Genomic DNA, 26,063 nt, shown 5'->3' with positions numbered 1-26,063 from the left:
CCATGTTCTCGCTCGGCGCCCTTGCCTTCGCCACCCCCTGGGCCCTCGCCGCCCTTGTCGGCCTGCCCGTGCTGTGGTGGCTGCTGCGCATCACCCCGCCGCAGCCCAAGCTGGTCACCTTCCCGCCGTTGCGCCTGCTGCTGTTGCTGCGGCCCAAGGAAGAGACCCCTGCACATACACCGCTATGGCTGCTGATCCTGCGGCTGCTGATCGCTGCCCTGGCGATCCTGGCCCTCGCTGAACCGATCCTGAATCCGCAGGTGGCACAGCGCGACGGCAATGCCCTGGTTCTGGTGATCGATGATGGCTGGACGGCGGCACCGCGCTGGCGTGAAAAGCTGGCCCGCGCCAGCGATATCCTGGATGCCGCCGAACGCGACGGCCGCCCCGCCCTGCTGATTACCACCGCCGCACCGGTCAATGGCGAACCCCTGCAGCCCGGACAACTGGTACCCGCGGCCGAACTGAAGCCCGTGCTGGCAGCGCTGCAGCCGAAAGCCTGGCCGAGCGACCGCGCCGCGCTCGTGCAGACGCTGCAGCAGTCCCGCCTGCCCGACTCTGCCGACGTCGTCTGGCTCGCCGATGGCCTGCGCGACGATGAAAACGGCGAAGCGGCCTATACGCTGGCCGAATGGCTGCGCCGTCTGGGGCCGCTCAGCGTAATAACGACAGCGTCGGATGACGGTCCGCTGGCGCTGCTGCCACCCACAACCAGTACCCAGGGCGACACGGTCACCCTCCGCCGGCCGGGCGGCGCCACGGCCGAACTCGGTGTCACGCTGCGGGCCGTCACCGATCAGGGCCGTGTGCTGTCGCGCGAGACCATCAGCTTTGCCAGCCGTGCCGATACGGCGACGCTGAAACTCGACCTGCCGACCGAGCTGCGCAACCAGCTGGCGCGCCTGGAAATCGAGCAGCAGCCCAGTGCCGGCAGCGTGCAGCTGCTGGATGACCGCTGGCGCCGCCGCCCCGTCGGTCTGGTGTCCGGTGGCGCAGTCGAAACCCGCCAGCCGCTGCTGGGCGATCTGTTCTATCTCGAACGCGCGCTCACCCCGTATGCCGAGCTGCGCATTGCCACCATTGCCGAACTGCTGCAGCGTGAAATCGCCATGATCGTGTTGGCCGATGTCGCCCAGGTGGTGGCGAGCGAAGGCCGTCAGCTCGACGACTGGATCGACAAGGGCGGTGTGTTGCTGCGCTTTGCCGGCCCGCGCATGGCCGAAGCCAATGACAGCCTGCTGCCGGTGAAACTGCGTCAGGGTTCGCGACAGCTGGGCGGAGCGCTCTCCTGGTCGCAGCCGCAGCGACTGGGCAACACGCCGGAAAGCAGCCCCTTCTACGGCCTCAGCGGCAGTAACGAAGTCACCGTCAGCCGCCAGGTGCTGGCCGAACCCGAGCCGCAGCTGGGCGACAAGACCTGGCTGCGCCTGGAAGACGGCACGCCGCTGGTCACCGCCATCCAGCGCGGCAAGGGCTGGATGATCCTGGTGCATACCAGTGCCAATACGCTGTGGTCCGATCTGGCGCTTAGCGGCTTCTATGTCGACATGCTGCGCAAGGTGATCGACCTGTCGCAGGGCGTGGCCGTCACCGGCGAAGCCGCCGATGTGCCGTTGCCGCCGCTCAGCGTGCTGGATGGCTTCGGCCGCACGGTCGAGCCGGGCCCGGCCGTGCAACCGTTGCCCGCGCGCGGTCTCGCGACCGCCAAACCCGGTCCGCGCCATCCGCCGGGCTGGTATGGTCGCCTCGACAGCCGGCAGGCGCTGAACGCCGCCAATGCCGATACGGCTTTACGCCGCATCGACCGCTGGCCGTCCGAGGTCAGTCTGATCAATCTCGACAACACCGCGCGCGAGATTCACCTGCTGCCCTGGCTGCTGGGCGCCGCCCTGCTGCTCTTCCTGGCCGACTGGCTGATCGGTCTGGGCCTGCGCGGCCTGCTGCCGCGCCTGCGCCGCCCCGCGGCGGCCATGCTTGCCGTCGCCCTCCTGGCTGCTGCTGCCACTAGTGCCGATGCGCAGCCGCGCCGCAGCACTCTCTCGGCCAATGACGAATTCGCCCTCAAGGCCTCGCTCGACCTGCGGCTTGCCTATGTGGTGACCGGCCAGGCCGATATCGACCAGATGAGCCGCTCCGGCCTCTATGGCCTTACCGAGACCCTGTTCCGCCGCACCTCTATCGAGGCGGGCGAGCCGATCGGCGTCAATCTGGAGGCCGACGACATCTCGCTGGTGCCCTTCCTCTACTGGCCGGTGACGCCGCAGCACCCGCAGCTCTCCGATGCAGCGCTGCGCCGACTCGACCACTACATGAAGACCGGCGGCATGATCCTGTTCGATACCCGCGACCAGGCCATGGGCCTGAGCGGCACGGCAGCCAGCCCGAATACCGAAAAGCTGCGCCAGCTGCTCGCGCGCCTCGATATCCCGCCGCTGATGCCGGTGCCCGACGATCACGTACTGACCAAGGCATTCTACCTGCTGCAGGATTTCCCCGGCCGCTACAGCGGCGGCACGCTCTGGGTGGAGCGCAATCCCGGCGGCGACAAGGACGGCGTCACCTCTATCGTCATCGGCAGCCATGATTTTGCCGCCGCCTGGGCGATGGACACCAACGGCCGGCCGCTGGCCGTCACCGTGCCCAACATTCCGCGCCAGCGCGAATATTCGTATCGCTTCGGCGTGAACCTGCTGATCTACACTCTCACCGGCAACTACAAGGCCGATCAGGTGCATGTGCCGGCGCTGCTCGAGCGTCTGGGCAACTGAGTAGAGCAGCATGAACAGTGCATTGACCTTCGAATTCGCCCCGCTGGTTCCCTGGCCGCTGCTGCTGGCCTGCATTGTCGCAGCGCTGTTGCTGACCGTCCTCGGCCTGTGGCGCCGCGCCCGCGGCACGCTGCTGCGCGCCCTGGTCGCCGTGCTGGCCATCGGCACACTGGCCAATCCGGTGGCGCGCAAGGAAGAGCGCAGCACCCTGCCCGATATCGCCGTGGTGGTGGTGGACGAAAGCCCCAGCCAGGGCATTGGCGACCGCCAGAAGCAGGCGGAGGAAGCCGAAGCCGTGCTGCGCGAGAAACTTGGCGCGGTCGAGAACCTGGAAGTGCGCGTGGTGCGCGGCGGCAAAGCCGCAGCCGAGACCGCCGACCGCGATGAAGGCACCCGCCTGTTCTCAGCCCTCACCCTGGCACTCAGCGACCTGCCGCGACACCGTCTGGCCGGCAGCATCCTGATCACCGATGGCCAGGTGCATGATCTGCCGGGCGATGTGGCGGCCGCCCAGGACGTCACCGGCGCGCCGGTACATGTGCTGCTGACCGGTCAGCCCAACGAACGCGACCGCCGCCTGGTGGTGCGCAATGCGCCGACCTTCGGCATGGTCAACCAGGACCTCAATGTCACGCTGCGCATTGATGATACCGGCGCGGCGCCGAATGAAATGGCGCAACTGCGTTTCCGCCAGCAGGATGCCGGTGAACAGACCCTGTCGGTGCCGGTCGGCCGCGATGTGACCGTGCCGTTCAAGCTGCCGCGCGCCGGGCGCAGCCTGCTGGAATTTGAAGTCGCCCCGATCCCGAACGAGCTGACGCCGCTGAACAACCGCGCGGCGCTGTCGGTCAACGGTGTGCGCGACCGCCTGCGCGTCATGCTGGTCACCGGCGAGGCCCATGCCGGCGAGCGCGTCTGGCGCAACCTGCTGAAAGCCGACCCCAATGTCGATCTGGTGCATTTCACCATTCTCCGGCCGCCGGACAAGCAGGACGGCACGCCGATCCGCGAGCTATCGCTGATCGCCTTCCCGATCCGCGAGCTGTTCGAGATCAAGCTCAATGAGTTCGACCTGATCATCTTCGACCGCTACCGGCGGCGCGGCATCCTGCCGACCGCGTATTACGAGAATATCGCCAAGTATGTCGAACGCGGCGGCGCCTTCCTCGAGGTCTCCGGTCCAGCCTATGCCACGCCGCTCAGCATCTACCGCACGCCGCTGGCCGATAGCTTCCCCGGCCGGCCGACCGGCACCGTGCGCACCGAGCCCTTCACGCCGCAGCTGAGCGCTATCGGCAAGCGCCATCCGGTGACGGCCGGCCTGCCCGGTTCGGTCGGTGAAAGTGGCGCACCGTCGTGGAGCCGCTGGTTCCGCGTCATCAGTGTCGACGTCACACGCGGCTACAGCGTGATGGAAACGCCGAACCGCGAGCCGCTGCTGATGCTCGACCGCATCGGCAAGGGCCGCATCGCGCAATTCTACTCTGACCATATCTGGCTGTGGTCGCGCGGTTACGAAGGCGGCGGCCCGCAGGCGGAACTGCTGCGCCGGCTGTCGCACTGGCTGATGAAGGAACCCGATCTGGAGGAAGAGGCGTTGCGCGCCGAGGCCAAGGGCGGTCGTCTGGAAATCGAGCGACGCAGTCTGACCGAAAGCCGCGAGCCGGTGACGATCACAAGGCCCGACGGATCCGAAGCCAGGATCAGCCTGCAGGAGCGCGGCAACGGTATCGCCGGCGGCGTTCTCCCGGTCGAGATGCCAGGCATCTACCGCGTGAAGGACGGCGACAAGGAAACCGTGGCCACTGTGGGCGCCATCAATCCGCGTGAATTCGCCGATGCCCGCGCGACCCCTGCGCTGCTCAAGCCGCTGGCCGATGCAAGCCAGGGCAGCGTGCGCTGGTTGCGCGACGGGCTGCCCGAGGTGCGTATGGTCGAGAAGCCGAGCCGCATCGTTGCTCGCGAACAGGGCGGCCGCAACTGGATCGGGCTGTATCGCCAGAACGACTATACCGTCACCGGCCTGACGCTGACGCCGCTGGCGCTGCCGCTCGGTGTACTGACCGCGATGCTGCTGGCCCTGCTGCTGATGTGGCGGCGCGAAAGCCGCTAGCGGCTCACGCTGCGACCTTGCGGCGGCCGCGCGGCGGCTTGCCCACCAGACCGTTCACGCCGTTCAGCGCTCCGGCCGCCAGCTCCATCACCTGGAACCGCTCGCGTTCGACCCAGCCTGGCATCTCCAGTCCGCGCTCGGCGGCGCCGGTGAAACCAAAGGGCTCGTAGTAGGGCTTATCGCCGACCAGAATGCACAGGGCATGGCCCAGCCGCGTGGCGGTGTAGAGGCTGTGACGGATCAGCGCCCGGCCGATGCCCTGCCCCTGGCAATCAGGATGCACAGCGACGGGGCCGAGCATAACGGCCGGTGTGGCCGCGTCGCCGATGGCCACCGGCCAGTAGCGGATCGAGCCCAGTACCTTGCCGTCTTCGTCGCGCACGACGAAAGCCAGCGGCTTCATATGAGTTACGCCCTCGCGCAGCCGGTAGACGGTCTTGCGCGTGCGCTCCGAACCGAAAGTGAGGTCGAGCAGGGCGTCGATCTGGGCGGCGTCAGCGGGCCGCTCCGGCAGAATGGGATACATGAGTTTGCTTCCAGCAACGAAATCGGAGACCAGAGGCGGTCGGTCGGCCTTAGCCTTCCGTCCGGTTGGCCGGTTCGTGCTCATGTCGGAAGCAAATGTCTGTCGGGAATCAGATAGCGACGATGACCTGGCTTCAGTGGGCACGACCAGCCGTAACGCACCGCTTTCGCATTTGCGGTGCGCCAATACGGGCTCGTCGATGTCGCCACTGGCGGGTCATGACACAAAATCCTGTTTGTCGCGAAACGTCGATTAGCATAGCCGGCCGGGGGCGTAAACCCGGTTTCACGCGGATTTCATATTCCCATGCCGGCCTGTGTCCGCCAGAACACACTCCCAGGGCGGCTCCGGTCCGAACTTGGCAGCGTAAAAATCAATGAAGGCCCGCACTTTCGGCGTCAGGTAGCGCTGCGCCGGATAGACGGCATGGATATGCAGCGGCGCCGGCTCATAGGCCTCCAGCAGCGGCACCAGCCGACCGGCAGCGATGTCCGGACCGACGATGAAACTGGGCAGACGGGCGATGCCATGGCCGGCCATGGCGGCATCGCGTAGCGAGTCGCCGTTATTGGTCGTCAACCGGCCGGAAACCTTCACCGCATAGGGGCCGCCGGGCCCTTCGTAATGCCAAGTGTCCGGCTCGGGCAGGTATTTGTATAGCAGGCATTCATGCTGGCGCAGGTCATCAGGCTTCAGCGGCACGCCAGCCTTGCGCAGATAAGATTCGGAGACGCAGGTGATCGGCCGTACCGGCGCCAGACGCCGGGCATTCAGGGTCGAATCGGCCAGCTTGCCGATGCGGATGGCGACATCCACCTCTTCTTCCAGCAGGTCGACCGTGCGGTCGTTGAAGGTCAGATCCACCTTCAGCTCGGGGCACAGCGCCAGCAGTTCGGGCAGCAGCGGCGCCACATAACCGAGGCCAAAACTCATCGGCAGGTTGACCCGCAACAGGCCACGCGGCAGGGCCTGCAGATTCTGTACGGCGGTTTCGGCCGCTTCCGCTTCCTGTATTACGCGCTGGGCATGCTCCAGCACGATGCGTCCGGTTTCGGTCAGCGACAGCCGGCGCGTGGTCCGCTGCAGCAACTGCGCACCCAGACGCTGTTCCAGCCGCGAGATCTGTTTGGAAACAGCGGATTTGGAGAGCTTCAGCGCCTCGGCGGCAGCGCTGAAGCTCTCCAACTCCACAACCCGGGCAAAAACGGCGAGATCGGCCAGATGGTCCATACGACTGTTTCCTTATAGAAACAATCATATTCCAAACGAGTTATTGTTTCAATATGAGAAAAGCCTACTTTGGCTCTCGAACCAAACACCACCCCAGACCGCCAGGAGGCGACAATGACCAAGGTTCTCGTGCTTTATCATTCGATGTACGGCCATGTTGAGAAGATGGCCGAGGCCGTTGCCGCCGGCGCCAAGGAAGTCCCCGGCACCCAGGTGACGATCAAGCGCGTGCCCGAGACCATGCCGGAAGAGGCCTTCAAGAAGGCTGGCGGCAAGTGGGACCAGGCCGCCCCGATCGCCGATCCGGCCGAACTGGCCGACTATGACGCCATCATCTTCGGCACCGGCACCCGCTTCGGCAACATGACCAGCCAGATGCGCAGCTTCCTCGACCAGACCGGTGGTCTGTGGGTCAAGGGCGCGCTGGTCGGCAAGGTCGGCAGCGTCTTCGTCTCCACCGGTACCGGTGGCGGCAACGAAACCACGGTCAGTAGCTTCCATACCACCCTGCTGCATCATGGCCTGGTGATCGTCGGCCTGCCCTACGCGATCCCGGAAACGATGGATATCAGCGCGGTCAAGGGCGGTTCGCCGCTTGGCGCCGGCACCATCGCTGGCCCGGATGGTAGCCGCCAGCCGAGCGAGACCGAACTCAAGACCGCCCGTTTCCAGGGCAAGCATGTGGCGGGCATCGCCGCAAAGCTGAAGGCTTAACTCTACAGACTCCGGCGACGGCTGATATGATCGGCCGTCGCCGATGGAGGACCCCATGATCCATGTTGTTCCCTTCGACAAACTCGGTCGCATGAATATCGACTGGCTGAACAGCCGGTTTCACTTCAACTTCTCGGGCGTTGCCGCGCCGATGGGCTATGGCTTCGGGCCGCTACGCGTCTGGAACGATGACGAGATCGCCGCGCAATCGGGCTTCCCGATGCATGGCCATCGCGACATGGAGATCATCACCTATGTCACCAAGGGTGCGATCAGCCATGAAGACAGTCTGGGCAACAAAGGCCGCACCCCGGCCGGCGACGTTCAGGTGATGTCTGCAGGCACCGGCATCATGCATTCGGAATACAATGCCGAAGACGAGATGACGCATCTGTTCCAGATCTGGATCGAACCGCGTCAGGCCAAGCTGAAGCCGCGCTGGGATCAGGCCCAGTTCCCCAAGAGCGACCGCGCCAACCGTCTGGTGCCGCTGGCATCTGGCGAAGAGGCGGTGCTCTCGGCCAATACCGGCACGCTGCTGATCCACCAGGATGCCACGCTCTATGGCGCCCTGATCGAAAAGGGCGCCGTTGCGACCTATGAGCAGAAAGCCGATCGCATGGGCTATCTGGTCGTGGCCGACGGCAGCGTGGACGTGAATGGCACCGTGATCGAGACCCGCGGCGGCGCGGCTCTGGCTGGCGATGGCCCGCTGGAGATCAAGGCCGCCGATGGCGCCGAGATCCTGCTGTTCGATCTGCCGCGCCCGCAGCAGCAGCCGAACTGACTAGTCCGGCTTACGATCATCATCAGGCCCTGGACGGCGCAAGCCGCCCAGGGCTTTTTCTATGCGCTCTATATCCGCCAGATGCAGCGTATTCGGGCCGCCATAAGGCAGGCCGATGCCGGATTCCTTCAGGCATTTATGGATTGAAAAGCGCAAATCGCTTTCAATCAGCTGCCGCCGTTCCACATCGGCAATATGCCCCCGCAAGGCAAACAGCAGTGTGCCGGCGGCAAAGTCGCGGAAGATCACCTGTGGCGCCGGCATGCTGAGGACCTCGTCATGGTTCTTCAGGCAATCGAGCAGCACATCGCGCGCTTTTTCCACATCCACGGCATAAGACAGGTTGATGTTTATATCGACCCGGCCAAGGCGGTTGCGATGCGTCCAGTTCATCACTGGACTGGAAATCAGCTCTGAATTCGGAATGATCACCGAGGCGCGCGGAAAGGTTTCGATTTCCGTGGAACGCACGTTGATGCGGCGGACATAGCCTTCCTTGCCGCCGACCACCACCCAGTCGCCAACCTTGACCGGCCGCTCGATCAGCAGGATCAGGCCAGAGACAAAATTGTTGACGATATTCTGCAGGCCGAAACCGATACCGACAGACAGCGCACCGGCGATGATGGCAAGATTTGAAAGATCGAGACCGACAGCCCCCACACCGGCGACGATGGCCAGAAGATACCCGACATAGGTCAGACCGGTGACCATGGAATTGCGCACACCGGGATCGATGCCGCTCTGCTGCTCCAGTCGTGCATTCAGCCCGCCGCTCAGCAGACGCGTTACGCCAATGCCGATGACCAGGATCACCAGGGCCGCCAGGATGTTGCCCAGCGATATGGTGACCGGTCCGATGCTGACGCCATAGAACAGCTCAAGGGTATAGCTGATCAGGGTGGCGCGGTTCATGCCCCAGGCTAGCGCCAGGAAAATCAGCAACAGCAGGAACAGCACGATATCGGCCAGCAGGCCCAGCATCAGGCGCGTGGTGGTGCTCAGCGGGCCGCTGAGCCCCAGGCCCTGACGCCAGGCGCGGAACCGGCTCTCCGGATTCTCGGCCAGGTTGGCGAGCCCGTCCCGGATGGCATTACGGACCAGGACATAGGCTGCCAGGGTCAATGCCGAGCCGAGCAGACCATAAGAGAGGAAAGCGGCAAAGCTGTAGAACCCGAGCAGGATGGCGGCGAAGGACACGAGGTTGAGGCCGAAATTCAGGCCGGCCAGCAAGCGCAGCGGACGCCATTCATCGGGCAGGCCACGCCACAGGCGCGGATCGGCAAATCCGAGATTGGCCAGCACCAGGAACAGCGCCACGGCCGCGATCACCAGATCGCGACCTGCCGTGCCAAAGTCCGGCACGCGCGAGGGGGCCACCAGCAGGGCCAGAAGCACGATGCCAACGGCGAAACCAAGCGTACGACGCAGCAGGCTTTCCCGCCCTTCCTTCGCCAGCGGGATCAGAGCCCAGGCGGGCTGTCGTGGTGCCAGCGCGGCCTGCGCCAGACCATAGGCAAGCAGAGCGATACTGAAAGCCAGCATCAAGGCGTAGATGATGTCGCCCAGCAGACCGGTCACCCAAGCATTGCCGGCAAGGACGCCATAGGCGACCCACAGCATTGCCAGCGGCATGGCGGTGCGGCCGACAAGTTCGGTGAAGGCCGCGATGGTTCGCCTCACCTGCGAGGGATCCTCGGCATCGGCATGGGCGCCATACTGACGGCGCAGCCAACGCTGCACCGGGATCAGCAGCACAGCGGCCACCAGCACGACAAGCACCATCTGCAGCAGTGTGGTGGAAACCGGCCGGCGCTGGTCACTGCCCGCCCACCATTGTTCGGGTGCCGCCAGCACCTGGGCGGAAACCGCCTGCACTTCGGCAAAACCTTCGCGCCAGAACGCCGGATTGAATGGCGACGGACCGCGATAGATCAGCTGACGGGTAAACTGCCGGCGTGCCTGGTCGGCCACTTCGTCCTGCAGGGCGACAATGCGGGCCAAGGCCAGGTCGGTCTGCTTGACGCTGTCCTGGCTGGCCTGCAGCCGTGCGTTCAACTGTCGGCGCGAATCGACAACCGCCTGCGATTCACGCGGCTGGCCGGTCGCCGGCGGCGGCCCGAGCGCATCGAGCTGGGTCTGGTTGGCCGTCACCGCCTGCTTTGACAGGTCGCGTTCCTGCGTCGCCGTCACACGCAGGCGATCCAGACCACTCCGCATGGCGGCAAAGTCATCGTCATTCAAGCGCGGATCGCGCAGCGTCCGTTCCACACCACCCAGCACAGCCGGCCAGTCTGTCGGCGCCGGTCGGTCTGTGGTCGTGGGCGCAGGCGTCTGACCGCCAGCCGACGCAATGCCCAGCGGCGCAATGAGCAGGGCCAGCAGGAGAACAATAATCCGCAAGGGTGAGGCGAGCATGGCTGTGAGCATCAGGAGAAATCGATCTGGTTTGCGGTCCGGATGCAGGACCATGGTTCTGTCAGGACGGGCACGGCCCGCCTTGTGCCAATTTACCCTCTTTGCCGCCGGATTGGGGCAAAAACTGGGCATTCGCACCGGTTCGGGGAGGATAGCTTGACTTCGGGGGGACTGCTGTCTTTGCTGGTCTCATGAGCGAACAGATGGATTGCGATATCGCCGTGATTGGCGCCGGTGCCGGCGGCACAGCCGTGGCCACCGGCGCCGCCGTTCTGGGGGCGCGCACGATCCTGATCGAACGCGGTCGCATGGGCGGCAATCGCCTGAATAGCGGCGACCTGCCGATGGCTGCACTGGCCGCAGCCGGACGCCATGCCGTGGCCTGGCGCAGCGCCGCTGCCTTCGGCATCCGCCAGGACGAACCCGAGATCGATTTCGCCGCTGCGATGCGCCGCGTGCAGGCCACGGTCACGGCCAGTGCGCCCAATGATTCGACTGAGCGGCTCTCGGCCTTTGGCGCCATCGTGTTACAGGGCGAGGCCCGCTTCACGGCGCCCGATCGCCTCCGTGTCGGCGACCGGATCATCCGGCCGCGCCATGTGGTGATCGCCACCGGCGCGCAACCCATCGTTCCGCCCATCGAAGGCCTGGTCACCATTCCCTATCTCACGACAAACACCGTGTTCAGCGCGCTGAGCGAGCGGCCGCTGCATCTGCTGATCCTCGGCGGCGGTTCCAGTGGTGTCGAAATGGCGCAGGCCTTCCGCCGCCTGGGCACACGCGTCACCCTGATCGAACGCCTGCGTTGCCTGAACGACTGCGATCCGGAGCTGAGCAGCCTGCTGGTGGACGCCCTGCGCGATGATGGCGTCATTCTGCATGAACAGACGGAAGTGACCCTGGCGGAGAACACTGTCTCCGGTATCGTCCTGACGCTGCGTCATGCCGATGGCAGCAGCACGCGCATCGCCGGTTCGCATCTGCTGCTGACGGCGGGACGCACAGCCGCCGTGGAGGATCTCGATCTCACCGCTGCCGGCGTCACAGCGGATACGCGCGGCGTTGTTACCAATGCGCGCCTGCGCACCGCCAACCGACGCATCTGGGCTGTCGGCGATGCTGCCGGTCGACCGGGCGGCACCGCTGCCGCCCAGCATCAGGCTACCGTGGTGCTGAAAAACATCCTGTTCCGCCTGCCCGTCAGCAGTGCGGCGGCGGCGATTCCTCAAGTGGTCTATGGCGATCCGGAACTGGCCAGCGTCGGCCTCTCGGAAGCCGAGGCCCGCGCCCGTCATGGCCGCATCCATATCCTGCGGAGTCCGTTCGCCACCAATGACCGCGCCCAGGCCGAAGGCCGTGGCGATGGTCTGGTCAAGGTGATCGCCAGCGCAGCCGGCGGCCGTATTCTGGGTGCTGCCATTGCCGGACCACAGGCCGCAGACCTGATTCAGCCCTGGCTGCTGGCCCTTGGCAAAGGCATGAGCCTGGATGCCCTGCAGGCGATGGCGGTGCCGCATCCGACCCGTGGCGAAGCCGGCAAGCGGGCAGCCGGCGATTTCTACCGGCCCAGACTGCTGAGCCCGATGACGCGCCGGATCGTGCAGTTTCTCGCCCGCTTCGACTAACGGACTATAATAACCATCATGGACGGGGAAGCAGAAGCCAGGCAGACGACGCCGCCGGCGCGCCAGATCAGTGCCGCGAGCCTGTCCGGCCGCCTGCTGCTGCTCACCATCGTCTTCACCATGATCCTGGAAGTCCTGATCTACCTGCCGGCGATGGCCCGATTCCGCATCAGCTTTCTGGAAGCCCGTATCGAACTGGCGGATCAGGCCGCACTCGCCCTTCTGGCAGCGCCCGATGGCATGGTCAGCGCGGAACTGGAAGCCGAGCTGCTGCGCAATGTCGGCGGCAAGCTGGTGGCGATGCGGCGCAAGGAGTCCAACGCCCTGATCCTCAGCGACCGCCAGGATCTGCCGATGCTCGGCCGCCCGATGGATCTGGTCAACTGGCAATGGTGGGAAGCTATCATGGATGCCGGCATGACCCTGGTCGGTCGGGCCGATCCTTATCTGCGTGTACTCGGTCCCTCGCCGCGCGATCCGCAGACCCGTATCGAGGTGGTGCTGTCCACCGAGCCACTGGCCGAGGCGCTGCGTGACTTCTCCTGGCGGGTCTTCTGGGTCTCGCTGGTCATTTCGGTCTTCACCGGCGTCCTGGTCTATATCAGCCTGCAATGGCTGCTGGTGCGGCCGATCCGGCGTCTGATCGACAGCATCGTCGGTTTCCGCGCCGCACCGGAAGACGCGCGCCAGATCATCCGTCCCTCGCAGCGCCGTGACGAGCTTGGCCTGGCCGAGCGCGAATTACGTGCGATGCAGCAGGACCTGCGCCAGGCGCTGACCCAACGCATCCGCCTGGCCCAGCTCGGCATCGCGGTCAGCAAGATCAGCCACGATCTCCGCAACATGCTGGCGGCTGCACAACTGGTATCGGATCGCCTGGAATCCTCCGCCGATCCGACTGTGCGCCAGGTGGCGCCGCGACTGGTGGGATCGATCGACCGTGCCATTGCGCTCTGCGCCCAGACCCTGCGCTATGGCAAGGCCGAAGAGCGCGCTCCCGAGCTGCAGCGCATTGCCCTGCGCGACATGGTCGAAGAGCTGGCGGCCACGCTTGGTCTGGCCGATTGCGGCGAGGTGCGCTGGCACAACGCCGTGCCTGCCGACCTGCTGGTCCTGGCCGACCCCGATCATATGCACCGCATCCTGAACAACCTGACGCGCAATGCCGCGCAGGCAATGCCCGATGGCGGCGACATCCGTATTGCCGCTGCCGTCAGCGGCACCGAAGTTGTCATCGAGATCGCCGATAGCGGCGGCGGCCTGAGCATGGCGGCACAGGACCATCTGTTCGAGCCTTTCCGCGGCGGTCGCAGCGGCGGCACCGGCCTGGGACTGGCGATTGCCCGTGAACTCAGCCGCGCCCATGGCGGCGATCTTGAACTGGCACGCACCGGACCTCTCGGGACGACCTTCCGGATTCGCCTGCCGAATCCGGCTGGATAACCGGCAAAAACACCCGGCAAGATGTTGGGTATGGCTAACCGGTTTTAACCATATCACTTAACTGTATCTTCAAAGGATTGAAGACGATAATGCACGCACGGCCAGAACGGCCGGGCAGGCCAGATGGCGCTGCGCAGGAGAGAAGCCCATGCGTGCGATGCTGACGATCCGAACCCTTCTTCTACCGGTCTTGCTGATCGGCCTGCTGGCCGGCTGCTCGGACGAGCGCAAGCATCTCACGCCGACGGCGCAGGCGACGGCGCTGGGTCTGGGCTACGAAATCATCAAGACCAAGATCGAGCGACGCCTCGAAGTGACCTGCAATCCGCTGAACCTGATCAGCGACGGGACCTATTGCGTCAGCAACTACAAGCCGACCGACCGGCAGGAAGTGTTCTGCTTCAAGACCCTGGCCGGAGTCGACTGCTATGCCGAACCCGATCCCTATTCTCTCGAAGGCCGTCAGCTGCCGGGCCCGCCGCGCGTACTGGCCGATCCGCCGATGCCGATGCTGCCGCCGGGCCGCCGCCCCCATCCGCCGCAGGTGGCCACCGCGCCGATCGGGGCTGAACCCACGACCATCGTTCTGCCTGCCGATCAGCCCGGCCCTGCCGTCATCATGACGGCTCCGGCGACCGAGACTCAGGCCCAACCGGCCGACCGCCCTGCGGCCGGACCCACCGAAATGAAACCGGCGAAAACCATGTAACAAGACAGTGAGGGCTGTGGCCATTCGGGCCGACCCTCTTGTCTGTCGGCGTGGCGTGCTAGGTTCTGGCCATGTCGCGCGATCACAGCCGTGAATGGATCTGGGACCTGCCGGTCCCACCCGATGCCCTCTGGCCCTATCTTTCCGACACGGCCCGCTTCAACGAAGCTGCCGGCACGCCGCGTTATGCGGTCGAGGAAATCCCGCAAGCCGATGGCTCGGTGACCCGCCGCGCCAGCGCCAGCTACAAGGGTGTTGCCGTCGAATGGGACGACCCGCCCTATGAATGGATGGTCAACCGCGCTTTCTGCCAGATGCGGGTGTTCCGGCGCGGCCCGCTTTCCCATCTCGGCCTCGACTTCCGGCTGGAGCCCGGCCCGCACGGCGGCAGCCGGCTGACCTATCAGCTGCGCGGTGCACCGCGCGGGATTGTCGGCAGGCTGCTGTTCGCTACCGGTCTGCTCGACCGTATCGGCGGTGGACTGGAAACAATGGTCCGCCAGGCCGCTGCCTACAGCACCGGCATGGCGGTACAGCCCTTCGAATACACCCCACCGCCGCCGGCGCCTGAACAGCAGGCCCGTCTGCAGGCCCTGACCCGGCAACTGGCGGCCAGCCCCTATCATCACGACATGGCTCAGCGTCTGGCCGATCATGTAGCCACCGCACAGGAAGTCGACCTCGTGCGCATCCGCCCGCGCAAACTGGCGCGTGACTGGCAGCAGCCGGTACGCCCGGTCACCGAACTCTGCCTCGAAGCCACGCGACTGGGCCTGCTGAATCTTTCGTGGAACCTGCTCTGTCCGCGCTGCGGCGGCGCCAAAGCCTCTGCCGCCAGTCTCGACCAGTTGCCCAAGGCCGCCCATTGCCCGTCCTGCAACATCGCCTATGACGGCAACTTCACCCAGAACGTGGAAATCAGTTTCCGGCCCGCTCCGGTCATCCGCAGCATCGGTGAAGGCGAGTTCTGCATGGGTGGCCCCCATGTCTCGCGCCATATCCTGGTGCAGCAGATTCTGCAGCCGGGCGAGACGCGCCAGATCGGCGGCATCCTGCCGGCAGGCGAATACCGGCTCCGTGCGCTGGAGCCGGGCGGCGAATGCGTGATCCGCCATGAGAGCGGGATTTTCCCCATGGCGGTTGCGGTTGATCGCGAGGCACCGGACTTCGCCATCGAAGCACAACCCGGCCCGGCCATCGGCGTCATCGCCTTCCGCAACGCCAGTTCGCGCTCACTGACCTTCGTGGTCGAGGATCGCGGCTGGCGCAGCGACGCGCTGACGGCTCATGAAGTCACCACCCTGCAGGCCTTCCGGGACCTGATGCCGATGCAGGTGCTGCGGCCGGGTGAGGATGTCGGCATCGACAGCATTACCTTGCTGTTTACCGACCTAGAGGGATCGACCGCGCTGTACGAACGGCTGGGCGATGCAGCGGCTTATCGCCTAGTCCGGCGGCATTTCGGCTTCCTGGCCGCTACCATCCGTGAACACGATGGCGCCTTGATTAAAACCATCGGCGATGCCGTGATGGCGGCTTTCGCCACGCCGGAACAGGCCGTGCAGGCCGGCCTTGAAATTCGCGATCGCATCGGCGCCTTCAATGAAGAATACCGCGCGGAGACTCTGCGCGAGGGCGAGAGCATCGATGCCGCCATCGTACTGAAGATGGGCCTGCATGGCGGCCGCTGTATTGCCGTCAATCTGAACGACCGGCTGGATTATTTCGGCAGCACGGTGAACATGGCCGCCCGCCTGCAGGGCCGCAGCCGCGGTGGCGAAGTCATCCTGTCCGCGCCGCTGGCTGCCGATCCGGCCGTGGCGCCGCTGCTGGCAGATCGCCGTCTGCAGCATGAAAGCGCCGCCCTGAAGGGCTTCGACAATCCGGTGCCCTTCGTGCGTGTTCTGGCCTAAGCCTCAGTCATCTGTCAGGGCCGACAGGCCGAGCAGCGCGCGGCGACGCAGCCACAGGCTGGGGCGATAACGGTCGTCGCCGGTGATCGCCTGCAGCTGGGTCAGGATAGTGTGCACCGTTTCAAGCCCCATGGCATCGGCCAGCGCCAGCGGACCGAACGGATAGTTCAGCCCCATGGTCATCGCCTTGTCGATATCGGCCGGTTTGGCGATCCGGATCTGCGCCATCTCGCATCCCAGGTTGGCCACCATGGCAGCGATACGCTGGCCGATGAAACCGGGGCTGTCATGGATCGTGGTTACGGCGCGGCCCGCGGCATGCAGCTTGGCCACCAGGCCATCCAGCAGGTCGCGGCGCGCGCCCGGCGCGCGCATCAGGGTCAGCCGCTTGTCCAGCTTGCCGGCAATATCGAGGGCGAACAGCCGACGATGGTCGAAGCCGCGACGGGCCGCATAGCCCGAACAATCCTCGCCCAGCGGCGCACAGAGAATCGGACTGTCGCCGTCATCAAACCCGCTGACCTCGAAGCCGAAACTGCGCAGCAGTTCGCCCAGTGCCTCATCGTCTTCCGCCAGCGCCACCCGGGTAATCGGGGGCGCGCTGGCAGGCGCATCGGGGGAATCCGGCATCGCCTTGCCATCGGCGTCATAGGCAAAGAAACCCTGTTTGGTCTTGCGGCCGAGCTGACCACTCTCCCGCAGGAGCTGATGCAGCGGCGAGGTCGCCAGCCGGCGATCATAGAAATAGCCTTCGTGAATGATCTGGCTGACTGGGAAATTCACGTCGATGCCGGTCAGGTCCATCAGCTCGAAGGGCCCCATCTTGAAGCCCCAGTTGTCGCGCATCACGGCATCGACCTGGGCCGGTGTCGCAACGCCTTCCGACACGATGCGCAAGGCTTCCTGCGTGTAGGCGCGGCCGCCCAGATTGACCAGGAAGCCGGGGCTGTCCTGCACCACCACCGGCACACGGCCCATACGCTCGCCAGCCTCGACCAGAGCGGCAATAGTGCTGTCGCTGCTGCCCGGCGCCCGGATCACTTCCACCAGCTTCATCAGCGGTACGGGATTGAAGAAATGCAGGCCGGCAATCCGGTCGCGATGCTGGCAGGCGGCAGCAATAGAGGCGATGCGCAGCGATGAGGTGTTGGAAGCCAGCAGACAGTCGGGCCGCACCACGGCTTCCAGCTGACGGAAAACCTCCTGCTTGATGGCCAGATTCTCGACAATGGCTTCCACCACCAGATCGGCAGGCGCGAAAGCCGCCACATCCTCCACCACACTGAGGCGCTGCTTGGCGGCTTCGGCGGCGGCAGCCTCCATGCGGCCCTTCACCACCATCTGATCGAGCTGCAGCAGCACGGCGTCGCGCGCCTTGGCGGCGGCGCCGGGCGCGGCATCGAACAGCAGCACGGTCATGCCGCCGGTCATGCCCACCTGGGCAATGCCGCGGCCCATCGCGCCGGCGCCAACAACGCCCAGGGTTCCGATTTTCTGCCTAGATTCGGCCACAATTACCTCCGGATTTCCGGTCACATCCTGCCCACAAGGCACTTGATCCGCAAGCCGGGCCACCCCACATCTTCTTTCGTTGGAGTGCCTGTGAGGGCTCCGACGGACCTCGCTTAAGATGTAAGGAGTCCGCAACTATGACCACACGCGTTTCCCTGTTCTCCAGTCCGCTGCTGCTCGGTTTCGACCATGTGGAGCGGATGATCGAGCGTGCCACCAAGGCAGGCTCCGAGGGCTATCCCCCCTATAATATCGAACAGATTGCCGAAGACGGCCTGCGTATCACGCTGGCGGTTGCCGGCTTTGCTGCCGGCGATCTGTCGATCACGCTGGAAGACAACCAGCTTGTCATTCGCGGCAAGCAGGTGGACGAAAAAGAGCGCATTTATCTGCATCGCGGCATTGCCGCGCGACAGTTCCAGCGCAGCTTCGTCCTCGCCGATGGCATCGAAGTGACCGGGGCCGAACTGAGCAATGGCCTGCTGCATATCCTGCTGCGCCGCCCCCGGCCGGAACCACAGGTCCGCAATATCGCTATTACTACAACTGACGGCGGACGATCCGATGCAGTCGGCGTCACCGGTAAGCCCCGCGGCGCCTGAACCGTCGCCGGAAGGAGAAAAACATGGCCACCCCGAACGATCACGACACCTACGTCAATAACCGGCGCATGCAGGATGCCATGACGCCCGAAACCTTCGCCAATCTCGGCGCGCCGGACCTGGCCTATGTCAGGCCGGTGCAAACCGAGGAGGGTCTGGTGTGGGGCGTCTATGCCGCCAACGGCAACCAGCTGGGCTGGGCGCCGGATCGCGACCTGGCATTTGCCGCCGCCCTGCAGAACGAACTGCTGGCCGTCAGTGTGCACTGACTGCGGCATGGCCCGATGATTGGCCGCGCCGCCTGGGTATCTTTGCCTCAGGCGGCGTGGCTGGTCGGGCTGTCGGTGAGCAGCGCGTAAATCGCGTCGGCGCTTTCGGCACCACGCAGCTTCTCGCAAACGCCCTTGTCACGCAGAAGGCGCGATACACGCGCCAGGGCTTTCAGATGATCGGCGCCGGCCGCTTCCGGCGCCAGCAGCAGAAAAATCAGATCGACGGGCATCTCGTCGATCGAGTCGAAGTCGATCGGCCGCTCCACGCGGGCGAACAGCCCGTAGAGCTTGTCCAGACCGGCCAGGCGGCCATGAGGAATGGCAATGCCATTGCCCACGCCGGTGGTGCCCAGCCGTTCGCGCTCCAGCAGCGTGTCGAAAATCGCCCGCTCATGTTGACCGGTGATCCGCGCAGCACGCGCTGCCAGCTCCTGCAGAGACTGTTTCTTACTGTTGGCTTTGAGATTGGCGACGACGCCGTCAGGACTCAAAAGCTGAAAGATTTCCATGGGGAGAGATGCCTCTGCCTCTGATGCCGTGTCATGCCCTGCCGCCCACGCGGCTCAGGCAATGTCTCCGGCAACAGGCTGTTGACGCGGATGGTGGTTGCGTCGCTTGCGCTTGTCGCGCCGAACCTGCTTTGCCAGCTTCTCCAGAGCCTGGTCGAAGCTGAGATAGATTTCCGTACCCTCGGCCTCTGCCTGCATGGCAATGCCCGAACCGACATGCACCGCGCAATGGCAATGATACATCGAGCCATCGCGCTTGAAGACAACCTCGGCCTTAATGGCATTGTCCATATACTTGGACACAGCGTTGGTCAGATTTTCCTCGACGTATTCCCGCAGGGATTCGCCAAGGTCGAGTTGCTGTCCGGACGTCAGGATTTTCATGATGCGTTGAAACCCGAGTTCAATCGGTCAGAGCATGATTGTAGTACGGCGGCACGCGCCCGTCATGCGGCGCGGACCATAGACAAGGCCACTACCCCTGTCAACCGCATCCACCCTCCCTAACCTGTTGATATTGTTAATACCCACAGGCATTCGTGGCTGTGGATATCGGCGAGCAGAAGCGGTTTGGACCCGCTTTAGGGTCTGTCCGATTCCGGCGCAGTCCGGAATATTTCGGCCAAGCCCTCAGGACTCGATATGGTAACGCCAAGATCGCGTATCAAGCCATTGGAAATACCATAAACCCAGCCATGCAGGCTGAGATCCTGACCGCGATGCCAGGCGTTCTGCACGATGGTGGTCTTGGCCAGATTGAAAACCTGTTCGCGTACGTTCAGTTCGCAGAGCGCGTTGACGCGCTTGTACTCGTCAACAATGGCGACAAGATCGTCCTTGTTCTTGTCGAACACATCGCGGATCGGTCGCAGCCAATGATCGATCAGGCCGAGCTGTTGGGGCTGCATCGCCGCACGCACACCACCGCAGCCATAATGGCCGGTGACGATCACATGCTTCACCTTCAGGAATTCGGTGGCGTATTGCAGCACGGCCAGGCAGTTCATGTCGGCCGGATGCACCAGATTGGCGACATTGCGGTGCACGAAGAGTTCGCCCGGATCGAGGCCGACGATTTCGTTGGCCGGCACGCGGCTGTCGGCGCAACCGATCCACAGGTAAGACGGGTTCTGCTGATGCGCCAGCCGGCCGAAAAAACCGGGATCGGCGCGCAGCTTCGACATCGCCCAAGCGCGGTTGCTTTCAAAAAGCGGTGCAATATCGGCCATCGGTGATCCTTCACCCTACCTTCAGCAGGCCGGCCTTCTTAAGGCGCCGGCGCTCGACCGAAGACGGAATATTCATAGCCTCGCGATATTTCGCCACGGTGCGGCGGGCAATGTCGACACCCTTGCCGGCCAGCATCTCGACGATCTTGTCGTCCGAGAGCACATCCTCGGTCGGCTCGCCGTCGATCAGGATCTTGATGCGATGGCGGATCGATTCCGCCGAGAAAGCTTCGCCGCCATCGGTGGCTGCAATGCTGGCTGTGAAGAAATACTTCATCTCGAAAATGCCGCGCGGCGTCGCCATCGTCTTGTTCGAGGTCACGCGACTGACCGTGCTTTCGTGCATTTCGATGGCTTCCGCCACCGCGCGCAGGTTCAGCGGCTTGAGATGCGAGACACCATGGCGCAGGAACGCATCCTGCTGGCGCACGATCTCGCTTGCCACCTTCAGGATGGTCTGGGCGCGCTGGTCCAGAGACTTGACCAACCAGTTCGCCGAATTCAGGCAGTCCGACATATAGGTCTTGGTCTGTTTGAGCTGACCATTGTTGCGGTCAACCGCCTTCTCCGCCTTGGCGACGCGGGCGTAGTAGCGGCTGTTGACCAGCACGCGCGGCAGGGTGTCGCTGTTCAGCTCGACCAGCCAGGCGCCGTCGTTGCCGCGCCGCACATAGACATCGGGCACCAGCGTCTGCACCGGTTCGCCACCGAACAGCAGGCCGGGCTTGGGATTCAGGGCGCGGATTTCCTGCACCATGTCGGCGATATCTTCCTGGTCGACGCCGCAGATGCGCATCAGACCGGCGAGGTCGCGTTTGGCCAGCAGTTCCAGATTGTCGAGCATGGCCTGCATCGCCGGATCGAGGCGATCGCGCTCGCGCAGCTGCAAGGCCAGGCATTCCTTCAGCGATCGGGCGAACAGGCCGGCCGGCTCGATGGTCTGCAGGTCCAGCAGCACCGCTTCAACTTCATCGGCCTCGATCCCCAGCCGGTCGGCGATCTCTTCCAGCGGCTCGGCCAGGTAGCCAGCATCGTCCAGCGCATCGATCAGGGTCTGGCCGATCAGACGGTCGGTCGCATTAGCCGGCATCAGCAGCCATTGCTCCTGCACATGCTCGCGCAGATTCTGCGCCTCGGTCAGCGTCTGCTCCAGACCGCCGCCTTCGTCCTCGAACCGGGAGTCGCCCCCGCGCCCGCTGATATGGTTGCTGCTCAGACCCTGCTCGGGGCCAGCCGCATCGTAGCCGCTGTCGTTGTTGAAGGTGTTGTCCCCATCGGCATCGACATCGAGCGACTCACGCGCCCGATCCGAGATGCCATCGGAATTCAGATCCAGCCGCTCCGGCGCGGTTTCACCGTCACTAACCTCGAAGGCATCGCGGGTATCTTCGCCCGGCCCCTCGCCATCAATGCGCTCGAGCAGCGGATTGCGCTCCAGTTCCTGCTCGACATAGGCGATCAGTTCCAGATTGGACAGTTGCAGCAGCTTGATCGCCTGCTGCAACTGCGGCGTCATAACAAGGGCCTGACCCTGCCTAAGCTCAAGACGAGGCCCCAATGCCATGCTTACGGGCCCGTCACCAGCTGAACCGCTCGCCGAGATAGACTCGGCGGACGTTTTCGTCGGCTACGATCTCGGTCGGGCTGCCTTCCATCAGAACCTTGCCATCATGCAGGATGTAGGCACGATCGATGATGTCGAGGGTCTCGCGCACATTGTGGTCGGTGATCAGCACGCCGATGCCGCGATCCTTCAGATGCGACACCAGTTCGCGGATTTCGCCCACCGCAATCGGATCGATACCGGCCAGCGGTTCATCCAGCAGCATGAAAGAGGGCTGGGTTGCGAGCGCGCGGGCGATTTCGCAACGGCGGCGCTCGCCGCCCGACAGCGCCAGTGCCGGCGTACGCCGCAGATGGGTGATCGAGAATTCGGCCAGCAGATCTTCCAGCATGGCCTCGCGGCGGTCGGTTTCCGGTTCCACCAGTTCCAGCACGGCGCGGATATTCTGCTCGACCGTCAGGCCGCGGAAAATCGAGGCTTCCTGCGGCAGATAGCCCATGCCGAGCCGGGCGCGGCGATACATCGGCAGGCCGGTGATCTCATGCCCATCCAGCGTGATGGCGCCATGATCGGGCGCGATCAGGCCGGTCATGATGTAGAAGGTGGTGGTCTTGCCGGCGCCGTTCGGCCCGAGCAGGCCGACGGCCTCGCCACGCTGTACATACAGCGAAACATCACGCAGCACCGGGCGCTTCTTGAAGCTCTTGCCCAGACGGTGCGCGGCCAGGCCGGGACTGGGGTTTTCCGCCACCAGTCGCAGGCCGTCACTGGCCGTTTCGGATTTTGGGCCCGCAATATTCATCGGCGCGGCCCGGGAGTCGGCGCCGGCTGCGGCTCGGCATTGTTCGGAATGATCACGGCCTGCACACGCCCGCCGGGGATGGGGTCGCAGACGCTGCGGCCGCTGTCCTGATACATCACAGCACGCGCGCAGCGCACGGTGTTCTGGTCGCTGGTCATCAGCACATTGCCGGTCAGCGTGATGGTCTTCTTCTCGACATCGTAGATACCGAGTTCACCCTGGGCGCGTTCTTTCGGCGTCGAGACAAAGACATTGCCCTTGGCCTCGATCTTGGTGATCGAACTGGCATCCGGCCCGCCGGGGGCGATGGAGGGACCGGCGGCCTTCTGCGGCTGGGCCGGCCGTCCCGGCGTCGCAGCGGCCGGTTGAGTGTCACGATTACGATAATGCACGAACAGCTCGTCCGAACGCAGGCGGCTGTCGCCCTGCACCACGTCGACCTTGCCGCGGAAAATCGCCAACTGCTTGTCTTGCTGCACTTCCAGCGTGTCGGAGCCAATATTGATCGGCTGGTTGTTGTTGGCGGCGCCCATAGCGAACTGCGCCTGTGCCGGTGCGGCACCAGCCAGCACACAGGCCATGACGATCAGCGTCGAAGATATCCGCATCGCGATCAGCCCCGTTTGTCCTGCTGGAAAATCTTGGTCTTCACGCCATTGATGAACAGTATGACCTTGCCGCCTTCGTAGACGCGCAAGCCATTGGCATTGATCGTGCCCATATCCGTCTGGCCCCAGACCTTCTCGTCACTGGCGATCACCTTGGTCTGCAGATTGACCTCGGCGGAATGCCCATGCATCTCATAGCCCTTGTCGCCGAACACGGCGACATTGCCGAACAGGTGCAGCAACTGGCCAGTACCATTGTAGATGCCTGTGTCGGAGGTCAGAGACCACCACTGGCCGTCGTTCATCGAGAAGTCTGCCTGAACGCGATCCAGCGTCACCTGCTTGTCATCCTGCGGATCCTGGATGGCGCGATCGGCGGTGACCACATAAGGCTGGCCGCTGGAGTCCGAACCGCGATAGCGCGGGTTGTTCATGACCAGTGCGCCGGTATCCGTATCGACCCGGGTCGCCCAGATCGACATCAATGCGGAGCGTTTGTTCAGTTGCGGCCACGCGAAAACCGCAATCAGCATACCGAACGCGATGGTCGGCAGGATGAATTTCATGAACCGCACGAAACGACGGCGGCGCGGCAACTGCGACAGAACGCTGGCGGCGTCGCGCGGCGTGAAGCCGGCGTTGCGCTGGCGCGCGTCCGCTTTGATCTGGTCGAGGCCGGTCGCCATCATGCCGGTCCTCACGTGATGCCGGCTCGCACGCAATCGTGCATGTGAAGGATGCCGATCGGCCGATTGTTCTCAACCACGAAGAAGGCCGTGATGCGCCGACTGTTCATTTCGCGCAAGGCCTCAACGGCCAGAAGATCCTGGCGGATCGTCATCGGCGACTTGGTCATCACCGTTTCGACCTTCTGCGACAGGAGATCGCCTTCGATGTGGCGCCGCAGATCGCCGTCGGTGATGATGCCAACCAGCCTGTCCTTGTCACGGCCGGATTTGCCGACGATGCCGATGCAGCCGAAACTGCGCCCGGCCATGGTGACCAGCGCCTCACGCATCGGCGTGCCCGTCGAGACCAGAGGAATCTCCGCCTCGACATGCATCAGGCTTTTCACCTTGATCAGTTGTTTGCCCAGGCGGCCACCCGGATGGAAGACGCGATAATGGTCGCGGGTGAAACCCTTGCGCTCCATCAGACCGACGGCCAGCGCATCGCCCAGTGCCAGCATCATGGTCGTCGAGGTGGTGGGCGCGAGCCCCATCGGGCAGGCCTCTTCCACCGGCGGCAGTACCAGAACAACATCCGAGGCCTGGCCCAGAGCCGATTTGGCCTTGCTGGTCATGCCGATCAGCGGAATCCCGAACCGCTTGGCATGGGCGATCAGGTCCGCCATTTCCGGGACGTCGCCGGAATTCGACAGACAGAGCAAGACGTCTCCGTTGGTCACCATGCCCAAGTCGCCATGACTGGCTTCCGCCGGATGGACGAACATGGCGGGCGTACCGGTCGATGCCATGGTGGCAGCGATCTTGCGCGCGACATGACCGCTCTTGCCCATGCCCGATACGATGACGCGGAAATGGCTGCCTTCCCGGCTGACATTCATCAGGATGTCGAGAGCTTTGCTGAATCTATCATCCAGGCCGGCGGCGAGTGCGGCCAGGCCATTGGATTCCATCAGCAGGACGCGGCGACCGACCTCGATATCGGGACTGCCCGGACGGCGGCGACTGCCAACCTGCACGACCTTGGCCGAAGCGGCTTTGGTCGCGGCAGTCGCGGACGAGGCTTTCGCACGTTTTTTTCCGGCGCGCTTGACGCGCGCGACGGAGGGTGCGGATGTCATGATCTACCCACTGCTGGCAATACACTAACAAGAATCGTGCCAAGTATGGAGAATCAGGGCCGGAATTGCAAACCAGATGACCGGATCGCAGCCAATTTCAGCAACTTGTGGAAAAAATCGGCTTTTGGGCTAAACGCCGGGATCAATGGGCGAAAATATCGTCCTCAGGCCAGCCGGCCAGATCGAGGTCGGCCCGCGCGGGCAGGAAGCGGAAGCAGGCCTCAGCCAATGCCATGCGGCCTTCGCGCATCAGCATGCCATCCAGCACCGTCTTGAGCTGATGCAGGTTCAGCACATCCGACGCCGCGTAACGCTGCTGCGCTTCGGTCAGGTCGTGGGCGCCCCAGTCCGAAGACTGCTCCTGCTTGGAAATCTCCACCCCGATCAGGTCGCGGCAGAGATCCTTCAGGCCATGGCGGTCGGTGAAGGTGCGCACCAGCTTCGAAGCCGTGCGCGTGCAGTAGACCGGCGCGGTTTCAGCGCCGACATACTGTTTCAGCGCCGCCAGATCGAAACGGGCGAAGTGAAACAGCTTCAGGATTTTCGGGTTTTCCAGCAGTCGCTTGAGATTGGGCGCGGCATAGCCGGTGCCGGAGCGGAACTGCACCAGATGGGCATTGCCATCGCCAGAGGAAAGCTGAACGACGCAGAGCCGGTCGCGGAGCGTCCGCAGCCCCATCGTCTCGGTATCCACAGCTACCATCGGGCCGAGATCGAGGCCGTCCGGCAGGTCGTTCTGATATACGGTGATGGCCATTCTGCGATGCTCTCTCTCATGCGGGCGCATCGGAAATCACGATGCGGCAATCGAGGAATTGGTGCCCAGGATAAGACTCGAACTTACACGACCTTTCGGTCACTAGCACCTGAAGCTAGCGCGTCTACCAATTCCGCCACCTGGGCAATGGTTCG

Annotated in this window: 23 protein-coding genes and 1 tRNA gene; 10 read left to right on the top strand and 14 right to left on the bottom strand. The window is 64.3% G+C overall.

All coding sequences use genetic code 11. The annotated features are described in order from the left end of the window. Positions 1-2 precede the first annotated feature (2 nt). Entirely contained in the window at positions 3-2,768 is a 2,766-nt protein-coding gene (locus AC1ROB_RS09830; protein ID WP_492971363.1) for a DUF4159 domain-containing protein, read from the top strand. A 10-nt stretch (positions 2,769-2,778) separates the two neighbouring features. After that, positions 2,779-4,881 carry a hypothetical protein gene (locus AC1ROB_RS09825; protein WP_492971364.1) on the top strand — a complete coding sequence of 701 codons (2,103 nt, stop codon included), beginning with the start codon at positions 2,779-2,781 and terminating at the stop codon, positions 4,879-4,881. A 4-nt stretch (positions 4,882-4,885) separates the two neighbouring features. On the opposite strand, the gene AC1ROB_RS09820 is transcribed toward AC1ROB_RS09825, so the two are convergent. Both AC1ROB_RS09820 and AC1ROB_RS09815 read right to left on the bottom strand, forming a co-directional pair. Then, on the bottom strand, positions 4,886-5,407 hold the full coding sequence (locus AC1ROB_RS09820; RefSeq protein WP_492971365.1) for a GNAT family N-acetyltransferase: 522 nt from the start codon (positions 5,405-5,407) through the stop codon (positions 4,886-4,888). 285 nt (positions 5,408-5,692) lie between these two features. Continuing rightward, positions 5,693-6,637 (bottom strand): LysR family transcriptional regulator, encoded by a 945-nt coding sequence (locus AC1ROB_RS09815; protein ID WP_492971366.1) that lies wholly within the window; start codon positions 6,635-6,637, stop codon positions 5,693-5,695. A 114-nt stretch (positions 6,638-6,751) separates the two neighbouring features. Here AC1ROB_RS09815 and wrbA point away from each other — a divergent pair, with 114 nt between their 5' ends. Together wrbA and AC1ROB_RS09805 are read left to right on the top strand one after the other, a co-directional pair. Continuing rightward, positions 6,752-7,351 carry an NAD(P)H:quinone oxidoreductase gene (wrbA, locus tag AC1ROB_RS09810; protein ID WP_492971367.1) on the top strand — a complete coding sequence of 200 codons (600 nt, stop codon included), beginning with the start codon at positions 6,752-6,754 and terminating at the stop codon, positions 7,349-7,351. Positions 7,352-7,406: 55 nt separating this feature from the next. Further along, on the top strand, positions 7,407-8,138 hold the full coding sequence (locus AC1ROB_RS09805; RefSeq protein ID WP_492971368.1) for a pirin family protein: 732 nt from the start codon (positions 7,407-7,409) through the stop codon (positions 8,136-8,138). Here the strand turns inward: AC1ROB_RS09805 and AC1ROB_RS09800 are convergent, their stop codons facing one another. Next, a complete protein-coding gene (locus AC1ROB_RS09800; RefSeq protein ID WP_492971369.1) occupies positions 8,139-10,568 on the bottom strand; it encodes a DUF3772 domain-containing protein in 2,430 nt (809 codons plus the stop codon). A gap of 179 nt (positions 10,569-10,747) precedes the next feature. On the opposite strand from AC1ROB_RS09800, the gene AC1ROB_RS09795 reads away from it, so the two are divergent. The 4 genes from AC1ROB_RS09795 to AC1ROB_RS09780 all read left to right on the top strand — a co-directional run bounded on the left by AC1ROB_RS09795 (position 10,748) and on the right by AC1ROB_RS09780 (position 16,246). Further along, a complete protein-coding gene (locus tag AC1ROB_RS09795) occupies positions 10,748-12,181 on the top strand; it encodes a dihydrolipoyl dehydrogenase family protein (protein WP_492971370.1) in 1,434 nt (477 codons plus the stop codon). A gap of 18 nt (positions 12,182-12,199) precedes the next feature. Continuing rightward, positions 12,200-13,624 (top strand): sensor histidine kinase, encoded by a 1,425-nt coding sequence (locus tag AC1ROB_RS09790; RefSeq protein WP_492971371.1) that lies wholly within the window; start codon positions 12,200-12,202, stop codon positions 13,622-13,624. Positions 13,625-13,772: 148 nt separating this feature from the next. Then, entirely contained in the window at positions 13,773-14,333 is a 561-nt protein-coding gene (locus AC1ROB_RS09785; RefSeq protein ID WP_492971372.1) for a hypothetical protein, read from the top strand. 71 nt (positions 14,334-14,404) lie between these two features. Next, positions 14,405-16,246 (top strand): adenylate/guanylate cyclase domain-containing protein, encoded by a 1,842-nt coding sequence (locus AC1ROB_RS09780; RefSeq protein ID WP_492971373.1) that lies wholly within the window; start codon positions 14,405-14,407, stop codon positions 16,244-16,246. Positions 16,247-16,249: 3 nt separating this feature from the next. On the opposite strand, the gene AC1ROB_RS09775 is transcribed toward AC1ROB_RS09780, so the two are convergent. Next, on the bottom strand, positions 16,250-17,758 hold the full coding sequence (locus AC1ROB_RS09775) for a 3-hydroxyacyl-CoA dehydrogenase (RefSeq protein WP_492971374.1): 1,509 nt from the start codon (positions 17,756-17,758) through the stop codon (positions 16,250-16,252). A gap of 137 nt (positions 17,759-17,895) precedes the next feature. Between AC1ROB_RS09775 and AC1ROB_RS09770 the strand changes: the two genes are divergently transcribed. After that, positions 17,896-18,360, top strand: a complete 465-nt coding sequence (locus AC1ROB_RS09770) for an Hsp20 family protein (RefSeq protein WP_492971375.1) — start codon at positions 17,896-17,898, stop codon at positions 18,358-18,360. 23 nt (positions 18,361-18,383) lie between these two features. Next, positions 18,384-18,629 carry a DUF1150 family protein gene (locus AC1ROB_RS09765; RefSeq protein ID WP_492971376.1) on the top strand — a complete coding sequence of 82 codons (246 nt, stop codon included), beginning with the start codon at positions 18,384-18,386 and terminating at the stop codon, positions 18,627-18,629. A 47-nt stretch (positions 18,630-18,676) separates the two neighbouring features. Here AC1ROB_RS09765 and ptsN read toward each other — a convergent pair whose 3' ends face one another. The 10 genes from ptsN to AC1ROB_RS09715 form a co-directional block, all read right to left on the bottom strand. Further along, positions 18,677-19,141, bottom strand: coding sequence for a PTS IIA-like nitrogen regulatory protein PtsN (gene ptsN / locus AC1ROB_RS09760; protein ID WP_492971377.1), 465 nt, complete (start codon positions 19,139-19,141; stop codon positions 18,677-18,679). A 54-nt stretch (positions 19,142-19,195) separates the two neighbouring features. Continuing rightward, positions 19,196-19,525 carry a ribosome hibernation-promoting factor, HPF/YfiA family gene (gene hpf, locus AC1ROB_RS09755; protein ID WP_492971378.1) on the bottom strand — a complete coding sequence of 110 codons (330 nt, stop codon included), beginning with the start codon at positions 19,523-19,525 and terminating at the stop codon, positions 19,196-19,198. 197 nt (positions 19,526-19,722) lie between these two features. Beyond that, a complete protein-coding gene (can, locus tag AC1ROB_RS09750) occupies positions 19,723-20,370 on the bottom strand; it encodes a carbonate dehydratase (RefSeq protein WP_492971379.1) in 648 nt (215 codons plus the stop codon). Positions 20,371-20,380: 10 nt separating this feature from the next. Then, entirely contained in the window at positions 20,381-21,934 is a 1,554-nt protein-coding gene (gene rpoN / locus AC1ROB_RS09745; RefSeq protein ID WP_492971380.1) for an RNA polymerase factor sigma-54, read from the bottom strand. Positions 21,935-21,947: 13 nt separating this feature from the next. After that, entirely contained in the window at positions 21,948-22,736 is a 789-nt protein-coding gene (gene lptB, locus AC1ROB_RS09740) for an LPS export ABC transporter ATP-binding protein (protein WP_492971381.1), read from the bottom strand. Further along, positions 22,733-23,344, bottom strand: a complete 612-nt coding sequence (locus tag AC1ROB_RS09735) for an LptA/OstA family protein (RefSeq protein WP_492971382.1) — start codon at positions 23,342-23,344, stop codon at positions 22,733-22,735. The genes lptB and AC1ROB_RS09735 overlap by 4 nt, the downstream gene beginning before the upstream one ends. A 5-nt stretch (positions 23,345-23,349) precedes the next feature. Continuing rightward, positions 23,350-24,033, bottom strand: coding sequence for an LPS export ABC transporter periplasmic protein LptC (gene lptC, locus AC1ROB_RS09730; protein ID WP_492971383.1), 684 nt, complete (start codon positions 24,031-24,033; stop codon positions 23,350-23,352). A gap of 8 nt (positions 24,034-24,041) precedes the next feature. Next, positions 24,042-25,151 (bottom strand): KpsF/GutQ family sugar-phosphate isomerase, encoded by a 1,110-nt coding sequence (locus tag AC1ROB_RS09725; RefSeq protein ID WP_492971384.1) that lies wholly within the window; start codon positions 25,149-25,151, stop codon positions 24,042-24,044. A gap of 142 nt (positions 25,152-25,293) precedes the next feature. Further along, a complete protein-coding gene (locus AC1ROB_RS09720; protein ID WP_492971385.1) occupies positions 25,294-25,908 on the bottom strand; it encodes a ribonuclease D in 615 nt (204 codons plus the stop codon). A 59-nt stretch (positions 25,909-25,967) separates the two neighbouring features. Continuing rightward, positions 25,968-26,054 (bottom strand) — tRNA-Leu (locus AC1ROB_RS09715). Between the last annotated feature and the right edge of the window lie 9 nt (positions 26,055-26,063).

The organism is Ferrovibrio sp. GW821-FHT12F09, assembly GCF_058806775.1.
This window is presented reverse-complemented; position numbering and strand designations above follow the sequence as displayed.

What these genes read in the sequence shown, in the direction of transcription:
- AC1ROB_RS09830 (WP_492971363.1), top strand. Translation starts at nt 3, where the DNA reads ATGTTCTCGCTCGGCGCCCTTGCCTTCGCCACCCCCTGGGCCCTCGCC.
- AC1ROB_RS09825 (WP_492971364.1), top strand. Translation starts at nt 2,779, where the DNA reads ATGAACAGTGCATTGACCTTCGAATTCGCCCCGCTGGTTCCCTGGCCG.
- AC1ROB_RS09820 (WP_492971365.1), bottom strand. Translation starts at nt 5,407, where the DNA reads ATGTATCCCATTCTGCCGGAGCGGCCCGCTGACGCCGCCCAGATCGAC.
- AC1ROB_RS09815 (WP_492971366.1), bottom strand. Translation starts at nt 6,637, where the DNA reads ATGGACCATCTGGCCGATCTCGCCGTTTTTGCCCGGGTTGTGGAGTTG.
- wrbA (WP_492971367.1), top strand. Translation starts at nt 6,752, where the DNA reads ATGACCAAGGTTCTCGTGCTTTATCATTCGATGTACGGCCATGTTGAG.
- AC1ROB_RS09805 (WP_492971368.1), top strand. Translation starts at nt 7,407, where the DNA reads ATGATCCATGTTGTTCCCTTCGACAAACTCGGTCGCATGAATATCGAC.
- AC1ROB_RS09800 (WP_492971369.1), bottom strand. Translation starts at nt 10,568, where the DNA reads ATGCTCACAGCCATGCTCGCCTCACCCTTGCGGATTATTGTTCTCCTG.
- AC1ROB_RS09795 (WP_492971370.1), top strand. Translation starts at nt 10,748, where the DNA reads ATGAGCGAACAGATGGATTGCGATATCGCCGTGATTGGCGCCGGTGCC.
- AC1ROB_RS09790 (WP_492971371.1), top strand. Translation starts at nt 12,200, where the DNA reads ATGGACGGGGAAGCAGAAGCCAGGCAGACGACGCCGCCGGCGCGCCAG.
- AC1ROB_RS09785 (WP_492971372.1), top strand. Translation starts at nt 13,773, where the DNA reads ATGCGTGCGATGCTGACGATCCGAACCCTTCTTCTACCGGTCTTGCTG.
- AC1ROB_RS09780 (WP_492971373.1), top strand. Translation starts at nt 14,405, where the DNA reads ATGTCGCGCGATCACAGCCGTGAATGGATCTGGGACCTGCCGGTCCCA.
- AC1ROB_RS09770 (WP_492971375.1), top strand. Translation starts at nt 17,896, where the DNA reads ATGACCACACGCGTTTCCCTGTTCTCCAGTCCGCTGCTGCTCGGTTTC.
- AC1ROB_RS09765 (WP_492971376.1), top strand. Translation starts at nt 18,384, where the DNA reads ATGGCCACCCCGAACGATCACGACACCTACGTCAATAACCGGCGCATG.
- ptsN (WP_492971377.1), bottom strand. Translation starts at nt 19,141, where the DNA reads ATGGAAATCTTTCAGCTTTTGAGTCCTGACGGCGTCGTCGCCAATCTC.
- hpf (WP_492971378.1), bottom strand. Translation starts at nt 19,525, where the DNA reads ATGAAAATCCTGACGTCCGGACAGCAACTCGACCTTGGCGAATCCCTG.
- can (WP_492971379.1), bottom strand. Translation starts at nt 20,370, where the DNA reads ATGGCCGATATTGCACCGCTTTTTGAAAGCAACCGCGCTTGGGCGATG.
- rpoN (WP_492971380.1), bottom strand. Translation starts at nt 21,934, where the DNA reads ATGGCATTGGGGCCTCGTCTTGAGCTTAGGCAGGGTCAGGCCCTTGTT.
- lptB (WP_492971381.1), bottom strand. Translation starts at nt 22,736, where the DNA reads ATGAATATTGCGGGCCCAAAATCCGAAACGGCCAGTGACGGCCTGCGA.
- AC1ROB_RS09735 (WP_492971382.1), bottom strand. Translation starts at nt 23,344, where the DNA reads ATGCGGATATCTTCGACGCTGATCGTCATGGCCTGTGTGCTGGCTGGT.
- lptC (WP_492971383.1), bottom strand. Translation starts at nt 24,033, where the DNA reads ATGATGGCGACCGGCCTCGACCAGATCAAAGCGGACGCGCGCCAGCGC.
- AC1ROB_RS09725 (WP_492971384.1), bottom strand. Translation starts at nt 25,151, where the DNA reads ATGACATCCGCACCCTCCGTCGCGCGCGTCAAGCGCGCCGGAAAAAAA.
- AC1ROB_RS09720 (WP_492971385.1), bottom strand. Translation starts at nt 25,908, where the DNA reads ATGGCCATCACCGTATATCAGAACGACCTGCCGGACGGCCTCGATCTC.